At 49.0% G+C, this 19,433-nt stretch carries 10 protein-coding genes; 1 reads left to right on the forward strand and 9 read right to left on the reverse strand.

Features of this window, described 5'->3' with window-relative positions; translation table 11 throughout:
• Nucleotides 1-85: 85 nt before the first annotated feature.
• On the reverse strand, nucleotides 86-1,099 hold the full coding sequence (locus Q4Q57_RS12870; RefSeq protein ID WP_006087302.1) for a D-alanine--D-alanine ligase: 1,014 nt from the start codon (nucleotides 1,097-1,099) through the stop codon (nucleotides 86-88).
• Nucleotides 1,100-1,527: 428 nt separating this feature from the next.
• Between Q4Q57_RS12870 and Q4Q57_RS12875 the strand changes: the two genes are divergently transcribed.
• Nucleotides 1,528-1,986: a GNAT family N-acetyltransferase gene (locus Q4Q57_RS12875; RefSeq protein ID WP_311891045.1), complete on the forward strand. Its 459-nt coding sequence runs from the start codon at nucleotides 1,528-1,530 to the stop codon at nucleotides 1,984-1,986.
• A 16-nt stretch (nucleotides 1,987-2,002) separates the two neighbouring features.
• Here the strand turns inward: Q4Q57_RS12875 and recD are convergent, their stop codons facing one another.
• The 8 genes from recD to Q4Q57_RS12915 form a co-directional block, all read right to left on the reverse strand.
• Complete coding sequence (gene recD, locus Q4Q57_RS12880; protein WP_311891046.1) at nucleotides 2,003-4,252, reverse strand: exodeoxyribonuclease V subunit alpha; 2,250 nt, start codon at nucleotides 4,250-4,252, stop codon at nucleotides 2,003-2,005.
• Entirely contained in the window at nucleotides 4,249-8,070 is a 3,822-nt protein-coding gene (recB, locus tag Q4Q57_RS12885) for an exodeoxyribonuclease V subunit beta (protein ID WP_311891047.1), read from the reverse strand. The genes recD and recB overlap by 4 nt, the downstream gene beginning before the upstream one ends.
• Nucleotides 8,067-11,843, reverse strand: a complete 3,777-nt coding sequence (gene recC, locus Q4Q57_RS12890) for an exodeoxyribonuclease V subunit gamma (protein ID WP_311891048.1) — start codon at nucleotides 11,841-11,843, stop codon at nucleotides 8,067-8,069. Before recC ends, recB begins: the two co-directional genes overlap by 4 nt.
• 155 nt (nucleotides 11,844-11,998) lie before the next feature.
• Nucleotides 11,999-14,203, reverse strand: a complete 2,205-nt coding sequence (locus tag Q4Q57_RS12895) for a DUF3488 and transglutaminase-like domain-containing protein (RefSeq protein WP_311891049.1) — start codon at nucleotides 14,201-14,203, stop codon at nucleotides 11,999-12,001.
• Nucleotides 14,200-15,297: a DUF58 domain-containing protein gene (locus Q4Q57_RS12900; protein ID WP_311891050.1), complete on the reverse strand. Its 1,098-nt coding sequence runs from the start codon at nucleotides 15,295-15,297 to the stop codon at nucleotides 14,200-14,202. Before Q4Q57_RS12900 ends, Q4Q57_RS12895 begins: the two co-directional genes overlap by 4 nt.
• Before the next feature lie 88 nt (nucleotides 15,298-15,385).
• Nucleotides 15,386-16,297 carry a MoxR family ATPase gene (locus Q4Q57_RS12905; protein WP_311891051.1) on the reverse strand — a complete coding sequence of 304 codons (912 nt, stop codon included), beginning with the start codon at nucleotides 16,295-16,297 and terminating at the stop codon, nucleotides 15,386-15,388.
• A gap of 185 nt (nucleotides 16,298-16,482) precedes the next feature.
• Nucleotides 16,483-17,187, reverse strand: coding sequence for an EAL domain-containing protein (locus Q4Q57_RS12910; protein ID WP_311891052.1), 705 nt, complete (start codon nucleotides 17,185-17,187; stop codon nucleotides 16,483-16,485).
• Between the two features lie 239 nt (nucleotides 17,188-17,426).
• Nucleotides 17,427-19,352 carry a transglycosylase SLT domain-containing protein gene (locus Q4Q57_RS12915; protein WP_311891090.1) on the reverse strand — a complete coding sequence of 642 codons (1,926 nt, stop codon included), beginning with the start codon at nucleotides 19,350-19,352 and terminating at the stop codon, nucleotides 17,427-17,429.
• Between the last annotated feature and the right edge of the window lie 81 nt (nucleotides 19,353-19,433).

Consider the following 19,433-nt stretch of genomic DNA (forward strand, 5'->3'; position numbering starts at 1 on the left):
AAAGAGCGCCAAGGCGCTCTTTTTATTACTGAAAACGGGTGCTGCACACAGTATCTGCGTTCACATTGAGTCAGGTTGGCGAGCGTTAAGATTTAGCGGTTAGCTGACCGTTAATCACTAGGCTCAAGTATTCAGTAAAATCGTGACCATGATTTTGCAGCATTTTAGGGAACATAGAAATCGGCGTAGAACCTGGGAAGGTATTGATTTCATTCAATAGAATTTCATTGTCCGCGGTTAAGAAAAAGTCGATGCGTGACAGGTGACGCAGCTTCATTCCTTTAAATGCCTTGATTGCATAGGCGCGGATCTGTTCGCTGATCTCTGCTGACACATGTTGCGCGACAACATCGGTGCGCGCTTTACTGTTTTTGGCGTATTTCTCATCGAAGGTATAGAAGGTGTTGGTATCACAGATGATTTCACCTGGCACTGTCGCTACCACTTCACCATTGTACTCGTAGACTGCTACTTCTAACTCGCGGGCTTTTATGGTTTTTTCAACGATCACATAGGGTGCATAGCCAAAAGCATCCTTAAGCACGCCTGCAACTTTATCGCTGTCATCCACTTTGTAACAACCAACAGAGGAACCCTGTGATGCTGCTTTGACGAAGATCGATCCCCATTGTGCTAAAGCCGCTTGGGTTTGCTCAATCGCCGCATCATCGAACTGATTCAGGAAAATATATGGCGTATTAGGAATACCTAAGGCCGAGAACCACATTTTAGCGGTGATCTTATTGAAGCAGTTACTGCTCGCTTCGGATTCACAGCCAAAATAGGGCAGTTGGATCAGATTAAAATAGGATTGAATGTCGCCAGTCTCGCCGGGATAGCCATGAATGCAAGGAATGACGTAATCGACTGGCCATGGCGTTTTGCTTTCATCACGGAAGCGAATCTCGCGGCTATTGGTCAGCTCACAGTCGTCACCAGCGGCAGTGCGGTACTGGCCGAATTTATCCAGCTCGACTCGCAACACGGAAAACTGCTCAGATTTTGCCAGTGAGGTTTCAAAATAGTTGGCCGACATTAATGAAATATCGTGTTCGGCACTTCCGCCGCCGCACAGCAAAAGCAGATTGATCTTAGACATTATGATTCCTCAAAGTGAGCAAAATCGGATGATATCGGCCTGTGGCAATACGAACATCATCCTATAGTACAACCGCTGTCATCTTAGTTTTCTTGTCCCTATGAGTGCAAGGTTTTGCTGACTGACGGCTATTAAGTGGTGAATTTTAACGCATTTAATCGCATTGCAAATGAGGGCTTGTGCATTTGGCGAGTTTATTTTGATTTTTGTAGAGTTAGCTGCCAATGTCTTGCAACTGTGGAATCACTTTTAGCCGCGATGAATAGCCGCGAAAAAAATTAGCAGTGATACAAATTATCAGTGACCAAATGACACGACAGTGAGTGTAACGGCATTCGGGATGCATTTCAGCATGGCATTGTTGCATTGAACGACTATGGTCAGATGTCATCGTAAAGCGTTTTGGTGAATCATGAGGAGAAATCAGTATGACGAATAAAAACATTCGGTTAGCTCAGTTACACGATGCAGAGAGTATTCAGTTGCTACTTGAGCAGCTAGGTTATACTTTGCCTGTCGCCGCGTTAGCCCAGACATTAACCGAGTACCAAGATAATCCCCAGTCCCGCAGTGATGAGCTATTAGTATGTGAGCAACCCAATGCACAGGGTGAGCCGCAAGTTGTCGCTGTGATGGCCTTAATGTTCTTTGATTATTTCCCCGCCTTAAGCCGTATCTGCCGCATAACGGCAATTGTGGTGGATGCCGACATGCGAGGTCAGGGCATCGGCACTCAGCTCATTGATTTTGCTAAAGCGCGCGGAAAGCAAGAGAATTGTCAGTTACTCGAACTCACCACATCGACCCAGCGCATCGCCACTCAGCAATACTACGAAAGCATAGGGTTTACCAAAACCTCCTTCCGTTATAGCTTAGTCTTGAGCTAAACGAACCTAACTTAACTTAACCCCAAAGCCTGTCAGCAAGACCCGATGCGCGTTGGGTTGCTTGGCTACTGGCCCGCTCGAATACGTGCTGGGTGCCTAAGCAGGTAAAGTGGACTTTAGCGCGGGTGATGGCGGTGTAGATCAACTCTTTGGTCAGCAGTTGCCACTGCGCTAGGCTGGGGTTAGGTGGCAGCACTAAGGCCACCCGGCTGAACTCACTACCTTGGCTTTTGTGTACTGTCATGGCATAACAGGTTTCATGGCTGGGCAAACGGGCTGGCAAGACTTTTAACAGGCTGCCATCGGCCTTGATAAAGTGCGCCATTAAGCGTTCGGGTTTATCTTCATCCTGCAAAATCAATCCGATATCACCGTTAAACAGGCCTAAGTTATAGTCATTGCTTTGGATGATAATCGGCCGACCCAGATAAAACTCCTGCAGCGGTTTAATCAGCTTGGCATTGGCCAGTGCTTGAGTCACAAATTGATTGATGCCTTCGACCCCATAATCGCCCGAGCGCATGGCGCATAAAATGCGGTACTGGTTAAAGCTTTCTATGATGTCAGCAGTGCTTGGACGTGTGCCTAGATCACTATTACTTACATCATTGTTACTTACATCATTGTTACTTGCATCGCTATTCAAGGCGCTGAGATAAATGCCATATTGTTGACAGGCTTGCTCTAGCAGTAAATTGAGTCCCACATTATTAGCAGGCTCGCTTACTTTGGCTTGGGTTTGGCTTACGACCATGCTGTGTTCTAGCCAGTTCAATTCTGCAGGGCCTTGTTGCCATACTTGCAATATGCCTTGAAGATCCGCGCGATTGACGGCGCTAGCAAGCAGTCCAATCCCCGCATCGCCTTTAAATCTGTGGCTGTGCATTAGCATACATAAGCTATCGCCAAGTTTAGGCGCGTCGCTGATATAGGGCGTTAACTCAAAACCCGTTAGAGCGCTCAGGCGCTCGGCTTGCTCCTTGGAATAGCGCATTTGCCACAGAGCAGGGCTGTTTGACGCTATGTTATTTTGCGCGAGGTTATTGGGAGCTACTGGCATTTTAAGGCCAGCACAAATATCGGCGAGCACAGCGCCAGCCTCAACCGAGGCGAGTTGGTCCTGATCGCCGAGTAAAATCAAACAGGCGTGCTCGGGCAAGGCGCTGAGCAATTTATACATCATGGGCAAATCGACCATAGAGGCTTCATCGACGATCAATAAGTCGAGCCGCAGCGGATTACCTTGATGGTGGCGAAAGTGCGGCGAGTTGGGGATCACTCCGAGCAGTCTGTGTAGGGTTGATGCCTCCTCTGGAATACGCCCCAATGCCGTTAAAAAATCTTGGTTATTTCTATTGCGAGCTTCATCAATAACATCAGCATGTGCGCTGAGTTCCTTCGCCAGACGCGCTTTCGAGGCTTTGATTGATTCGCTTAACCGAGCCGCCGCTTTTCCCGTCGGTGCGACTAAACGGATTTCCTGCATGGACTCCATTTGTAACAATAACAAAAGCTTAGTCACAGTGGTGGTTTTGCCCGTACCTGGGCCGCCAGTGATCACCGACAGTTTTTTACCCAGCGCAGTGGCCGTGGCGACCTTTTGCCAATCAATGGGTGCTGTGCTTTGTGTGCTTTCACTTTTAGTGATTACATTGGTAGTGAGTGCATTGCGAGTGAGAGCATGGGGCGCGAGCACAGTGGCAGGGAACAGTTGATCTAGCAGTGACCTCAATTTAGCGGTTTGAGTTTGCTCTTTGTGACTTACGTCTTCAGAATGTTGAGATACGCTGCCTGATAGGCGGATTAAAGAAGCGGCCACTGAGGTTTCAAATTGATGATAACGCTGCAAATAGAGTCTGCCATTATCAAAAATAAGTGGTTTGTTACTGCCCGCTTGGCCAACGGCATCAAAGGTTTGCAAAGTCTCTGTGAGTGCTTCGAGACTTAAGCTGATTTTACAATGGCTATTTTGCTCGGCCATGGGATTAAGCGGCACGATATGAGCGAGTACTAGGCAACTGTGCTGTGAAGATAATTGCTGGCTTAACAGCGCACACAGCAACATAAACAAGGGGTGTTGGCTGTCATTTGGATGTAAGTGGCTCATCTCGAGCGCGAAATGTCGGTCGAGCGGTGTGAGCAGTCGTTCTTGCTCCCACTGTTTCAACAGCTCTGGTAGCGGCGCGGTAAGCTGGATTGCGCCATGGTCTATCCATTTCGCGGCTGAGAGTGAGTGTGCATTTAGCCCTTGGGTTGAGCGCATCATGCCGTGACTCCTGTATCGATTGCACCAGCTAATCTGCTGTGAAATAAATTGTCATTAAATAGTGAATCCAGCGCGAGGATAAGTGCCTTCGGCGGCTTGTCGTAATAAACACCGTAGCCGGGATACTGAGCCGACATTCCCCGTAAGAACAAGTAATAACAACCGCCGATATGGCTGTCGTAGTCATAACTTGGCAGGCGTAAACTCAAATACCTGTGTAGCGCCAATGAGTAGAGGATGTACTGCAAATCGTACCTATGATCGGTTATGGCACTTTGCAGCGCGCTCTGATGATAGGCATTGATGTTGTCGCCTAAATGATTCGACTTATAGTCGGCGATGTAATATTGACCTTGGTATTCAAAGGTTAAGTCGATAAAGCCTTTGAGCATGCCCTTGAGATCATCAAACTTCAGTGTCGACTCATAGCCAAACTGCTGCAGTAGCGCATTGAGCTCAGTATCCTTAAGCTCGCTTAAAGGTAAATAAAACTCCATTTCGACTAAGGTATCCTGCGGCGATAACTTGGCTAAGCACAGATCTGGATGTTCAGGTTTGGGCGTTTTGGAATGATTCTCTAAGGCCGATGTTGAAGGCATTGTAGTTGGCACTGTTGTTGATGACACTGTTGATGGCATGAGCCTAAGCGGCGCATGCAGCACATCCAGATACCAAGTGTGCAATACCGTTTGCCACTCGGGCGCGATACCGTATTTCAGCATAGCTTTAGGCAATTGCTGCGGTAAGTCTCTGTCTGCCTGCGTAAAATCAATCTCTTCTAGCACTAAGTGCATAAAACTACCTGCGTTAGCGCCACGCTCAAAGTTAAAGCGATTGAGCATGTCATCCTGTGGCTCATGGCTTGGCTCATTATTAATTGAGAGTGTTTGCGCAGCCATATATTCAAGTGAGCCTAATGCTTCGTCATCTGCGCCAGGCGCGGCTTTGCCATGGCTGGTATTTTTAACTAGACCTGAATAACTGCCGACTCGCCACGGCGTGCAGTATTGGCGGGTTAAGGTTTTCGCGCTCAGTATGTTTGCTATGTCTTGGCTTGAGGGCAATGGCCGCTCGTCTATGTCATCGGTCACCTTATCAATTCTTATGGCTTCCACATCTTGTGCGAGCTGCTGCGCAGCATTGCAGATACGGGCAAAGTCACATTCTGAGTCGCTTATGCCCAATAGATAGCCGATGGCGGTTTCATGCAGCTGACTTTTAAGGCCATTTTTAAGCTGACGACTGTGATTAGCGATATACAAATAACACAAATACACAGGGCGAGTGAGCGCCACATATAACAGGCGTAAGTCTTCGGCCAAGGTTTCTTGCTTGGCGCGCTCCCAACCCTCATCCGTGCCTTCGATATCCCATACGAGTTCTTGCTCACCTGCATCGTTGGTTCTGTGGTACAGCATAGGCGTCGGGCGGCGGCGATTGTCGCGGGCTAGGCTAACAAAGGGCACAAAACAAACGGGATACTCAAGGCCCTTACTCTTATGGATAGTAACGATCTGCACCAGATTCTGCTCGCTTTCGAGGCGCAGCTGCTGTTCATCGGTGCCTGTGTTATCAATCAGTTGCTGTTCATACCAATTGAGCAGGGCGCTAATACCATCAAGCTCGGTCGCCTTTTGCTGTAATAGCTCGGCAAGGTGGCGAAAATCCGTCAGGCGACGCTCGCCGTTGGTGGCATCTTGCTCTTGAGTATCTACCTCAGCACTGGCGGTGTGCAGTAAACGGTCAATCAGTTTAGTGCTATTGGCAAGGCTGAGTAGCGCGGGCATGATGCCGCGTTTCTGCCACACTTGGTGCAAGTTAAAAAACTGCTCTAATAACAGCTGTCTGTGTTCTTCATCTTGGTTGAAGGCATGAATTTGCTCGGCGCTGTAGCCTAATAATGCCGTGGCTAGGGCGCTGCGCAGTGCCCGCTCATCCTTAGGATTCGCCAGAGATCGCAAAATTAACGCCATTTCTCGCGCTTCAAGGGTATCGAACACACTGTCGCGACTTAAAAACACTGCGCCTATGTGACGTTTACTCAGTGCGGTTTTCATCACAGCCGCTTCGTTGCGATCCCGCACTAAGATAGCGATGTCTTTCGCGATTAAAGGCCCTTTCGGGCTGTGGCATTCGCCATTGGCCGCATCTGTCAGTAAACGGGTGATCTCCGCCGCTGCATCTTCGGCGAGCAAGTGTCTGGCGGTGGTTTTGTTGAGGCCGTTTTCTGCGCTTTCGCTTAAGAGTCTTAATCTTAAGGCGGCTGGATTGACGGTTTTTTCAGTGAGGGTTTTCCCCTTGGCACTACTGGGCGTTTTCACGCTATCAAAGGGGATCGACTGACTGATAAAAGGATCGTGATGCTGGCTAAAGAGATGGTTAACCCCAGCGACCATGTTTGCACTTGATCGGTAGTTGGTATCTAGATGATAGTGGGCCTGCGTATGATGACGGGCCTCAATATAGGTATGAATATCGGCGCCGCGAAAGGCATAAATGGCCTGTTTAGGATCGCCAATCATCAACAGGCTGAGTTTGTTCTCTGTAGTATCTACACCTTGCTGCTCAAACGAGTAGCGGCCTTGGTAGATGCCAGAGAAGATCGCAAATTGCAGCGGATCGGTATCTTGGAATTCATCGATAAGCGCGACGGGGAAACGTGTTGCTACAGCTTTGGGCAAGGTTTCATTATTGGCATGTAGCGCGCTTGCTAATGTCGTGAGTAAATCATCTGGGGTCAGCACGTTTTTTTGCTGCTTTTGCTGGGTAAATCGCTCGCTTATACCAAGTTTCGCACTATACAAAAACGCCGGTTTAATAGCGGCAATCAATGTGGCGAGCTGCTCCATATGATCCATCAGCGGTGCTTCGCTCACACTTGGGATCACGCCGCCCTTGTTGAGTTTTAACTCAGACAAGGACAAGGCTTCTAACTCTTTCAGCGGCGGCAACCCATGACCGAAAGCGAGCCAGTTATCCAGCGCATCGAACATGGCGGCGAGTTTGGGGTACTTATCCGTTGCCTTGCCAAAGCGAGTGCCGTTCAGCGGCAAACTGTGAAGCAATGCCAATAAGCCATCGCGCCCCCGTGGCCAAGCTAATTTAAAGCGCTCTAAACTTTGGCGCAGTGACAGGGCCAAGGCATCAAACTTAAGCGCGGGTTTCAGAGGCTTTGCTTGACTGGCGCCAAGGAGCGGTCGCAACTGTTTGACTAACCCATCGGGCTCGCCAAATTCCTTGGCAATGATTTGCGCTAAGTAATCGGGCAGCGGATAACAGGCCTCACGCCAAAAATCCCGCACGGCATGGTGCAAAAATTCGCTGTCGTCCAAGGTAAAGTCCGATTCGAACAGCAGGGAAGACTCAAAGGCGAGATCGGATAAAATTCGCTGACAGAAACCGTGGATGGTAAAAATCGCCGCTTCGTCGAGGGATTTAAGGGCGAGATCGAATCGCCTCAGGGCAATGGCGCGTTCACTCTCTGGGGTGTTGTCATACAGCGCCTGCACAAAGGGATCGGCAATTGTTAAACCCAAGAAGCACTTAAAGGCGACTTGAATACGCCGGCGAATACGATCCCTTAATTCTTCGGTGGCCGCATTGGTGAAGGTTACCACGAGAATTTGCTCGCAGGTGAGCGGCGCTGCTATGCCATCGCCAAGCAATAAGCGTAAATAAAGACCTGAAATGGTGTAGGTTTTACCTGTGCCAGCGCTGGCCTCAATCAGACGACTACCACCAAAGGGCAATGTGAGTGGATCAAGCGCCTGCGCCGCTGAATGTAACGCCGCTGCGTTTAACTGCATCTGTTCACTCATGATTGCTCTCCCTGTGCGCTATCGCGGTTTAAATGTGCTGCAGTCGATTGTACATTGGGAGTTTGGCCTTGGCTCATACCATCGTTCAGCGCAAATTCCTCAAGCTGAGCCAGCGTATCTTTGAGATATAAACTCACCATAGGGCGATAGATGCGCTCGGCTAATGCGCCAAAGCTATTCTCAGAGAAATCCCGCGGAAAACTGAATAAGCGTTGGTAATGGGGCTCGTTCCCTTCACCCAATTGACTCTGCTCATCCAGCCATTCAGGTAATGCTTGCTGCAAACGCTCATCGTGCTCACCCTCGCAGCTGACGTAGGCCAGTGAGGTGCGCGGCATAAAACACAGTGGGTGTTGTTGGCCTTGGTAAAACAACACTAACAAATCGGCCAGTAACGCATGGGCGCGCTCAGCTGTGATTGGCGCTAAAGCGTGGAAGTGCCCCATGTCGAGTAGATAGCTTGCATGTGTGTGGCCCATTGCCATTAAACACAGGTGGCGAAGGTACAACCTCAGCACATCGCGACCGTGGGCGCTACCAGGACGGTAATTCACTAATCCCTTAGGGCTGATGTCATCAATACGGCCTTGCAGTAACACTTGCTGGGATTTGCCCGCCGTAATGGGCAAGTCAAACACGAGTTTAATATCGGCGTGACTGCTGGCTTGTTCTCCCTTGAGAAACAAGGTTCTGCCAATCAAAGGTTTAATATCATGCTGATATTGGCGCAGTAGCAAATCATCGAAGGGCTGCATGGGCAAAGTGCCACTGGCTTTGAGGCGTTTAATCAGTTCAATATCGGGCTCAGTTAGGCCTTGGCCTATGGCATCGTCGAGTAACTGGGCCTGTAACATATAACGCTCTAGGGCATTCAAGCTAAAGGGCTCGTCATTATCATCGGCCTGAATATTAAGGCTGAGATCGACTTTTAACGTACGGTTGAAGAAGTACTGCGCTGGATTTCGAAAGAAACGGATCAGGGCTGACACATCCACTTGCTTACTTTGCTGTTGTTCGTGCTCAGAAGCTGGCTGTGCCTCTGTATCTGGCACTGAGTCTTGTTCCTCCGCTTCGAGCATGATGCGAGTTTGCGCGCCGATAAAGCGGCCCGCATGTGTGCCCGCAGTGTCCGTATTGGGCGGACACCATTGCAGGCTGTAACTTTGGCCTATGCCTGAGCCATTTATATTTGAGCCATCTTTGTCATCATTTTTTACTGTGGCTTGATACAACTTGGGATCAAAGGGTTGCAGCGGCTGGTGGCTGACAATTGCGTTATAGAGGGCTTTTTCGGCATCCTCTGGGTCTATGGGGCTTGAAGTTTTTTGCGATTGAGACAATAGCGTTTCAGGCAGATAGCACAGCTGACAATATTCAATCAGTTCAGAGACGAGCATAGAGGTGATACGCTCAGAGTTATCCCGTTCGCTGCGGCCAATATAGCTGATATACAGTTGTTCCCGCGCCGACAATAAGGCTTCTAAAAACAAATATCTGTCATCGAGACGGCGGGAACGATCGCCTTTACGGGCACCAAAGTGTGCCATTAAATCAAAGCCAACGGGATGTTGAACCCTAGGATAAACCCCATCGTTCATGCCGAGTAAACACACGACCTTAAAAGGAATCGAGCGCATCGGCATCAAGGTACAAAAGTTCACGCTCCCCGCAAGATAACGCTGGCCGACCCGAGATTCGGTTAAGCGTTGATTAAACCACTGCTGCAGTACTTCGATACTGAGGCTCAGTCCGCTTATGTTCTTTTGGGCTAGCGTCTCGAACATACTTGTATCTAACGAGTTTGAATCCAAGGGCTTGCCCGCCGATAGTAACTCTTGCTCTAGGGCGGCAATGGCATCGCGGATTTCCTGCAATTGTTCGCGCTCATCTTCATCTGTGTCGTAGAAGGCATCCAGCAACTCAGTTAATTCCGCTAAACGCAGTGCGCCCACTTGTGGTAAGGAGAGTATTTGCGCCGTTTCATCGAGCACTTCAATAAAATTGAGTAACTTACCCAGCGCCTGCGCCGATTGGCCTTCGATGCCAGTCACGATTAGATGGTCTTGGTACAGCGGCGCATCGTCACTCAAGGCGTAGCCTAAAATCAGCCTTTTAATACCAAAGGCCCAGGAGTTTTGCTCAAACGCTGGCACACCTTGCTTAAGGCGGCTTTGTTCATCGCGGCCCCAGCGCACGCCCGCTTCATCTAACCAGCGGCGGATGAGTTGCAATTCATCGTCATCGAGTTGGAAACGGCGTAAAATGGCGGGTACTTCGAGTATGCTCAAAATGTCGGTCAGACCAAAACGACTTTGATTAATCCCCAGTAAATTCAAAAAGCTATTGATGAGCGGTGATTCCTGCGCCGCGCCTCGGTCGGCAATGGCGTAGGGAATGTAATGCAGGCCTTGCTTCGCCGAGAATACGGCATCGATATAGGGGGCGTAGGCGGCGACATCGGGCATCATCACCACTATGTCTTTGGGTGTCAGATCGACATCATTGCTGAGTAACTCAAGCAAGTGATCGTGCAGGGTTTCGACTTCCCGCAGCGGGCTGTGACAACTCTTGACTCGAATGGATTCATCGTCGCGCTTAAGCAGGCGTCTGTTCTCAACATTCTGATACAGCTCGGCATCTGGCCCTAGCACTCTGTCTAAGGTTTGCATCTCTAAAATATCGTATTGCACCCCGTGGAGCATGCTGGCATGACTGTGTGGCGAGTTGGGATCGTCACAGGGTTCACAATACACATCGTCGCCAAAGTCGCAGTGTTCGGCGGGAAGTTCAAGCAGCATATCGAGTAATTCACGGCCCATCTTGCCGTTATTGGCAAGCAGCGGATTGCCTACTTCGAGTTTATCTTCCCACAGTTCGGCTAATTGGCGTTTACCCGCATATTGCACCGCCATGCGGGCCCGATTACGAGGATCAACAATGTCACCCCAATAGTGCTGACATGGGCTTAAACCCAGCACGATCACATCGATGCGGCCTGCCAGATGGTAAAGCACTTCGAGGGTTTGCGGCGCCATCGAGGAAATGCCAAACACAAATAAGCGTTGTGGCAATTTGGCGAGTGACGTGTCGGGATTATTCAGCGCGGCAATCAAGTCGCTGTGCAGATTGGCTCTGTGGTAATGGCTTTGATTAAGCTCATCACGGTTAAAGGCAATCAGTGCGCGCCATAAAATAGGTTGCCAGCGTTGGTCTTCATTCAGCGATTTGGTAAGTGATTCGGGATGCTCGTTTTGCTCCCACGCTAAAATCCAATCGGGGCGATACACTAAGTATTGGTCGAAGATATCGGCAATCCGGCCACAGAGTTGGTACAGCTTAATATCGTCAGCCGTCATATCACTGGTGTTGAAATGTTCACTTGTGTCGGCGGTATTTGTGGTAGGCGTATTTTCTAGGGTATTACCTAGATAGTGTCTCAACGGCCCAAAGGCGTCATCTTGTAACATGCGCGGCAAGAGTTGCATCAGCTTCCACGTCATCGCCGCTTTAGTGAAGGCGTTGTCTTTGGGCACATCGGGCAATAAGTCATGGCACAACTGCCAGGTAAAGCTCGATGGCAGCGGGAATTCCAATGCGGCGGCAATCCCATTTTGTTTGGCGATTTCGAGGCGCAGCCAAGTCGACATGCCAGGACTCTGCACCAGAATATGCTCGTTACTCAGTAGATGTGCAAAAGCAAGGGGCTGGGTCAGGTAAGCGGCTAAATGGGCGCAGAGCACTTCCATCTGATTGGACTGGATTAACTTTAGCATGTGCAACTCGGCATGGTGACAGTAAAACAATTCTATGTGTTTGATTTATAAGATTCAACACTATTGCTGCTTCTGTGGAATTAACCCGCAATTTTAGGTGTTTACTGAGCCTTGAACCGATGAAACTTGGCCGGCTAATGCTCAGTTTACAAATGCTAGGCTAGCGTGAACTTCTTTTTCACCTTAGCCCTGAGCAATAACCAATTCAGTTGCTTCGCCGCCGCTTTAAATTCGGTTAAATGCGCTTGATAGTTATCAGCTGGTAAATCTTGATACTTCAGCGCCACATAACTTTGGGTCAAGGTGTGCATCAGCGCACAAAGCTGTGGTGCATTGTGTTGGTATTGCTCGATAATCTGCTGCGCAAATTGGTTTGGTCCATCACTGTCATTACGCTTAATACCATGGCGGGCGAGGCGATTGCAGACCTGTTGATAGCGAGCGCTGATCGGATCGCCCTGAGTGCTAAAATGTAATAGCCCTGCACTGTAGGCGATATAGAGCACGATAAGGCTGATACACAGCCCCATAAAGACCGCGATTTTAGTGTTAGTTACATCACCTAAAATGCCGCTGAGCACTTGATTCTGCCTATCTTGATTGAAACCCAGTATCCACACACTCCAGTAATAATCTATGCTGGCAAAACGTTGCCTTAACTCATTGAGCCAAGGCATAGATTTAAAGCGTAAGCTACTAAAAGGGCTTTCCTGCAGGTAACTTAGCGCAGGATCAAACTGGGCGTCGAAACCTTGTTCGATACGATCGGGCGCCACCATAGCGGTCGGGTCGAAACGCACCCAACCTTCACCTTCGAGCCAAACCTCTGCCCATGCATGGGCCATATATTGATACACGCTGTAGTAACCCGCTTGCGGATTAAATTCGCCGCCCTGATAACCCGTGACCATACGTGCGGGTAAGCCTGTGGCCCGCGCCATAACAATGAAGGCTGCGGCATAGTGCACACAAAATCCGGCTTTGTTTTCAAATAGAAAATCATCCACTTGCTGCGGCCCAAGGGGAGGCGGCGTGAGTGTGTAGAAAAAAGGCTCGGTATTAAAGTGGCGCATCATGGCCCACAATCGTGGCTTAGGCTCGGGATACTGAGTCTTGAATTGTTCGGCCAGCACCCAAGTTCGTGGATTACTGTTACTTGGTAGTTCGAGGTTAATCTGCCTTTGCCGCGCAGAGAGCCTAAGATCCATCTTCGCCTTGGGCCAAGACTCTACTTGATAACTCATACGCTGATCGACATTGCGCAGTGCTAACAGCCGATAATCGGGCATATTGACCACACTATCATCTTGGCTGTAGGCGACATCGAGGCCAAATAACCACGGCTGGTGGCTCGGCTCAGCAATCACTTGGTAACGAATACTCGGCTTGTTGTTTTGCTTGCCTTGTTTTGCAGCATCTTGATCTTCGCTGCTTATCGAAGCGGGGTTCTTTGTTAAATCAGGGTTATTGTTCACAGAGTCAGGACTGGTGACTGTCGAAGCTGGATTATTAATCATCAAGGCGGGGCTGGGCCGCGAGGGCGGAAACAGCAGCGCATCTTTTTGCAGCTTTTTAATGCCGTCCTCCTGACGCCAAGTAACGCCGTCATAGTTTTCCATCACCAGCGCGCGCCAATATAACTCAGCATTAATGGGCGCTGCATTGGTAAAACTCGCTCTAAAGGCCAGTTCGGTCGAACGGGTGAGCTTGCCGATATCACCAATGGCCAGACTATCGGACAGGCCCGTTTGCGCTTCTTTCATGTTGGGTACTAACCAGAGCGGCGCAAAACGCGGTAACACTAAAAACAACAGCAGCGCGAGGGGCACACTCTGTAGCAAGAATTTACTACCGAGCCACGCCGTATGTTTTAGGGAGCGTTTATCTTGATACAGAGTCACGAGCACGCAGGTGTTGATCAGCGTCACCACGAGTAAATGCGCGGTATTGAGCAAGGATTGGTGATCAATAAAGGTCAGCGCGATAATAAAATAGCCCGCGAGGACGACAACACGCACATCCCTTTGGTTACGCATTTCAATGTATTTTAAGGCGTAACCTAACAGCAGCAGATTCACTAGCGCGTTGAGTAAGCCTATTTCCTTTGAGACTAATGCCAGTGTGGTTGCGGCGCCGATCGCAAGACTGGTGACCAGAAAACGCGGCGGCTTTGCCACTTTGCCGACATAAATCCCCACACGCCACAGCAAACAAATTGCGCAAATGCCTAAGGTCCAAGGCGTGGTTTTATCAAATAGCGGGCTCAGTACGGCGATATTGGTGATTAATAACCAAAAGAGTGTCTGACGGCTGATGTTATCGCCAATTTGCGGTGTCGTGCTGCTGGCCGTTAATGTCATACCTGTTCCCTCGAGGTCGGGATATGACGCTGCTTGCTGGTGGTTTTAGCCATTTTATTTGAGTGCTTTGCCGCTGACGACGAATTAACGGCTGACGGCGCAAGCTTTGGATACAAGGCAAGGGCCTTATGGCAGGCTATTCTATGGTTATGACCGATAGAGGGCGCGATCAGGATATCCTCGCCCATGGGTGTTTGCAGATGTAGGCCAAAATATTGCTCGAGTTGCGTGAGTTTATTGATTTGCCAGCTTAATTGACTCAACTGGGTTTCGAGCCGTTTAGCATCGGGTCTGAGTCTTAACCAGACGGGATCGCCTTGGGGCTGTTGGAATTCTTTACTCAACATGCCGCGACCTTGTGCCCACTGTTTCCAGGCCACTTGCTTGAGGGACTCGCCGAGCACATGGGGTTTAAGACCTTTAAACTCATCGATACCCGACACATGTTTACCCGCCAGTAACAGAGGATCTTGCTCCGACTGAGTATGATCAGCCTCAAGCTGCAACTGTGCTTCAATCGGCTGGGCAAAGACTAAGTGACTAATGGCCAAATCCACATGGGACCATGCGCGGCAAAGCCCTAAGGGATAGAAGGATTCAATTTTGAGCCGACCCGGTGACACTTGGCCCCGCTGATGATATTCGAAGGGCACGAGCGCTTGCTGTTCATCTGTGCCGACGTTCTGCACCGTATAAGTGCGATTATGCGGATAGTTAAGCTGAATACTATGGCCACTGTGATGGGTGCTGATGAGGACAGGAAAAGTTAAGGTCTCTCCCGCATAGACTTCGGGCGGCGTCATGGCGCGTAAATGTAGACCAGCAAGATTTTTGTAACTGTAGAGAATACAGGTATTAAAGAGGCTTAGGAGTAAGATGCTAAGGCCAATGACTAAGTTATTTTGATAGTTAGTGCCAAAAAGATATAAGAGTAAAACCAACCCGAGCCAAACTAAGCCAAAACCGCTCGGCAAAATAAAAATGCTGCGATGGCTTAAGGTGATTTCAGGACTCGGTGGTAAACGCCTTGCTAACCAACGCTGCCAAATCGGTACTAGAGTCTGAGCGAAAGTAGGGCGTATCAGTCGTTTCACTTCTGCATCAGTTCCTTGGTTGAATGGCTTGCTTTAATGCCTAGGTTAACTGCATGCCTTAGCAATATTGTTCATGACAGCAGGTTCATCACATGATGGGGTTAACGCTCGCCAGAATTCGCTCTGATAAGGCTTCACCCTGTAATTGGCTACTGGTTCTGAGTCTATGCTCAGCCACGCAGCAAAATACCTCTTGTACATCTTCAGGGACTAAATAATGTCGCCCCTCTAAAAAAGCCCATGCCTTAGCGGCTTGCAATAATGCTTTGGTAGCGCGAGGCGATAAACCCACGCTGTCACTTTGGCTGCGAGAAAAATTCACTAAGGCCAGAATGTAATTGAGTAAAGCATCGGAAGCGCTGACCTTGTCGCATTGTTCTTGCAGTTGCATTAAGGCCAGTGGTGTCAAGCATTGGGGCAGTTGATCTAAGGTTAAGTGGTTATGATTGCTCTTCAGCATCGCAAGTTCGGCGTCGTGGCTCGGATAACCAATTGACAGACGCATCATAAACCGGTCGAGCTGCGATTCTGGTAGCGGAAATGTGCCGGATTGATCGGTGGGATTTTGGGTCGCGATCACAAAGAAAGGATTGGGCAATCTATGGGTGATGCCGTCGACGGAGATTTGTTGTTCGGCCATCGCTTCAAGCAAGGCGCTTTGGGTCTTAGGGCTAGCGCGGTTAATTTCATCGGCCAAGATCATCTGCTTAAAAATCGGCCCTGGATGGAAGATAAATTGCGCCTGATGTTTATCAAAAATCGACACACCAAGAATATCAGCGGGCAGCATGTCGCTGGTAAATTGAATTCTTTGGTAACTCAAGCCCAAGCTTTGGGCTATGCCATGGGAAATACTGGTTTTACCCATGCCGGGTAAATCTTCAATCAACAGGTGGCCGCGGGCGAGAATGCAGGCCAAAGCAAGCCGAATTTGCCTAGGTTTGCCCAGCAATACTTGTTCAAGTTGTTGTAGTAATTCGCTGATCCCAGATTGTGCCACGGGCGACTCCTAATACATTTAAAAGCGTAACTGAAAGTGCATGCGAAAGCAGACAAGCTTTACCACTATGGCGGATCATCGCCTTCTTATCCAGTGGCATTTCTAGTGCGAAATCAATTACTCGACTGAATGACGTTTAGGCTTGCGTGTGCTGGTGGCGCAAAGTCAAAGGGCGGCGCGTGGATCTATGCAAGACACAGCGCTTGACTGCGGATGGGGCGAATAAACCAAGATTTAAACAAAAAGCCTTGGACTAAGTCGACGCCTATGTCTCGCGCAAACGCCAAGTGGGCTTCGGTTTCTATGCCTTCTAGAATGCACTGTTTGTTGGTTTGCTTGGCAAAGTTAATCAGCGCTATGAGTAACTGGACTCCCTCGGGATGCGTCATGTGGGTTAACCAATGGCGATCGAACTTGAGATAGTCCACATTCATCATCAAATCGACACAAAGCATGGAGTGGGGCGCACCAATATCGTCCAGCGCTACCTTGATATTTGCTTGTTTAAATTGGCTGAATAGCTGATTGGCAAGCTGGGCATCGTTAATGCAGGTATTTTCAATGATCTCGACAGTGACTTGCTGGTACTGCGATAACAGCTTTATAAGCTTGGCAGTATGTGGCCCATCGACGGCGTGGGGATCGACATTGATAAAAATACGCTGCTGGCTGGGCGCGTGAGCGAGTTGAAATGCTTTGGCTTGATATTCAACGGCGGCGAGCAACTCTGTGGATTCATGCAATTGCTCAAACACGATATTGGGTGCAACCGCATCGCCATTAGGTAGATAAAAACGCGCTAAGGCTTCATAGCCGTCGATGGCTAACGTATGGGGATCGACAAAGGGTTGGTATTCGCAGCTGAGCGTTAACGAACTAAGGTTAATCATGGGCCTAATGGGAGTCTTAATGCATTAATACTAATTATTCGCATTTAATGCCCCGCAGTGCAAACAAGTTTACGATAAAACGGCGTGATTGCTGAATAATTATTCGCTTTGCTAATTATTTGAATTTAGAGAATATCATTCAGAATTTTTGGCGGTTAAAGCATGAGCATTACCCTAGGGTATGCTGAAAAGTAGGAACTCGATACTGCTGAGTATCGAGTTCCTTTTTATGTCGCAAGTTAGTAAGCAAACTTCAGTTCGGCTTCGCTGAATAAGGGCTGCGCTTTTTGCTCTTGCGCCTCATAAATCAATCGATAGCTGAAGACGGCTTGCACATATTCACGGGTCTCAGTGAAGGGAATAGCTTCGATAAAGCCCATGGCATCGAGTTTACCATCTGAGTTTGCCAACCAGCGACGCACCCGTGACGGGCCTGCGTTATAGGCGGCGGTCGCGAGGATACGGTTCTGGTTAAACTCTTTTAACAACTGGGCATAGTAAGCACTGCCAAGATTGAGGTTAAGCTCTGCACTATAAAGATCCTTAGGATCGCTATATTTAGCGCCATGTTTCTTGGCGGTTGCTTTAGCGGTCGCAGGCATAATTTGCATTAAACCGCGGGCACCGACGCCTGAGGTCGCATAAAGATAAAACGCGCTCTCGCGGCGACTGATCGCTCGGATTTCATCTATGTTCACTTTGTGCTTTTTACTGGCGTGTTCAAAACCTTCTTGGTGCGCCATCGGGAAGCGTAGGGGAATGTCATCCCACAACTTACCTTGGATACTGGCTTCGACGCCAAAGTCATACCAGCCTTGCTCATGGGCATAACGGCCGTAACGGGCACGCATAGTGTTGTCACTGCGTCTGAGCAGCGACATCCATTCGTAACGTGCATCGAAATAACGATCCAGCGCCATTAGCTCTTGCACGCGCACAAAACCCACATCATCGGTTAATTTTTGGCTGCTGGCGTCGACGATAGGCTCAGGGCTTTGATTCAGCGAGACGGGTTTATTTAAAAACTGTGCGGCGGCAAAACCATAGAAATTTCGCTCATTGCTGATTGTCGCCAGCGCTTTGGTGGCACTTTCTGGCGCATCTTTGGCATTAGTGCGATAGAGCCAATATTGCCAGCGTTCCTTTGCTAAGGTTTCTGGTTGCAGTAAATTCAAGTAACGGGCAATGCTGCGCATGTCGTGATCGCGAATGGCCCATCTTAACCGGCGTTCAAATAAGTCGTCACTTTTCAGCTCGGCCAGTACATTGTCGACATAGCTTTTATGGCCATCATCTTGTTCGATTAAGATGCGGCGAACTAAGTATTTATCCAGTTGTTGGGCTTGTGCTGGCGTGAAACGATTAGCCTTTTGATACCGTTCATACAAATTAATAGCTTGGTCGAGATCCTTGCGGGCAAGGCGTTTTAATCCCGCCGCGACTATGTCACCCACAATCGGATTTTTATCCTTAAACTTTTCGGTATGGCGCAGGCTGTTTGGATCTTTATAGACGGCGACTAAGCGCTTCGCTTCGTTGTTATGGGTGGTGATCTTCTGGGATAAATAGCTCAGCAGACTGGTTTCGCCAGTCTCAAAACTCAGCATCATCCGCGCCCATATGACATCTTGAGTGCGTTTACCCGCTTTGGTCCAAGCGTTGAACAGGGGATCACACTCTTTTGGCCGTGAACTACCAAACACCCAAAGTGATTGCGCCGCCGCATAGGCGGTTTTTATCTCGCCCTTGGCGAGTTTTGCCTCGTAGTAATAACATTGCAGGCGGATGTCGGAAGGGACATCGGGACTTATTGCAAGATAATCACTCCAGCGTTTTTGGGTTCCCGCATTGTTTAAGTATTTAGACCTTAACCTGTTGTACATAGGTGTGGTTTCATATTTATCAATCAGGTTTTTTGCCGCAGCACCATGCAAACCATTGAGATCGCCGATGTCGATATCATGGTCTAAGTAAATTGCCAGCGGATAATCGCCCAATTTTGCCCGTAGGGGTTTATAGACTTCATAGTCTTGTTTCTTTAAGGCTTTTTCGGCCTCAAGGAAGGTTTTCTGTGTTGGCGTTAACGCGAATGCAGAAGGGGCATTCAAGGCGCCTGCGAGCAATATTGCGCTGGATATAACCACATTCATCACGGCTTTGCACATGGAGCGTTTGCCTCCGGGCATCAAGGTATCAATCGACATGTCCGTATCGATTCAAGGTTATTGGCGAGTGTTCAACTCTAT

It is taken from the genome of Shewanella sp. SP2S2-6, assembly GCF_031931965.1.
Classification (GTDB): Bacteria; Pseudomonadota; Gammaproteobacteria; order Enterobacterales; family Shewanellaceae; genus Shewanella; species Shewanella baltica.

Excerpts from the sequence above, each read along its gene's own strand:
- Q4Q57_RS12870 (WP_006087302.1), bottom strand. The coding sequence starts at position 1,099 with ATGTCTAAGATCAATCTGCTTTTGCTGTGCGGCGGCGGAAGTGCCGAA.
- Q4Q57_RS12875 (WP_311891045.1), top strand. The coding sequence starts at position 1,528 with ATGACGAATAAAAACATTCGGTTAGCTCAGTTACACGATGCAGAGAGT.
- recD (WP_311891046.1), bottom strand. The coding sequence starts at position 4,252 with ATGATGCGCTCAACCCAAGGGCTAAATGCACACTCACTCTCAGCCGCG.
- recB (WP_311891047.1), bottom strand. The coding sequence starts at position 8,070 with ATGAGTGAACAGATGCAGTTAAACGCAGCGGCGTTACATTCAGCGGCG.
- recC (WP_311891048.1), bottom strand. The coding sequence starts at position 11,843 with ATGCTAAAGTTAATCCAGTCCAATCAGATGGAAGTGCTCTGCGCCCAT.
- Q4Q57_RS12895 (WP_311891049.1), bottom strand. The coding sequence starts at position 14,203 with ATGACATTAACGGCCAGCAGCACGACACCGCAAATTGGCGATAACATC.
- Q4Q57_RS12910 (WP_311891052.1), bottom strand. The coding sequence starts at position 17,187 with ATGATTAACCTTAGTTCGTTAACGCTCAGCTGCGAATACCAACCCTTT.
- Q4Q57_RS12915 (WP_311891090.1), bottom strand. The coding sequence starts at position 19,352 with ATGTGCAAAGCCGTGATGAATGTGGTTATATCCAGCGCAATATTGCTC.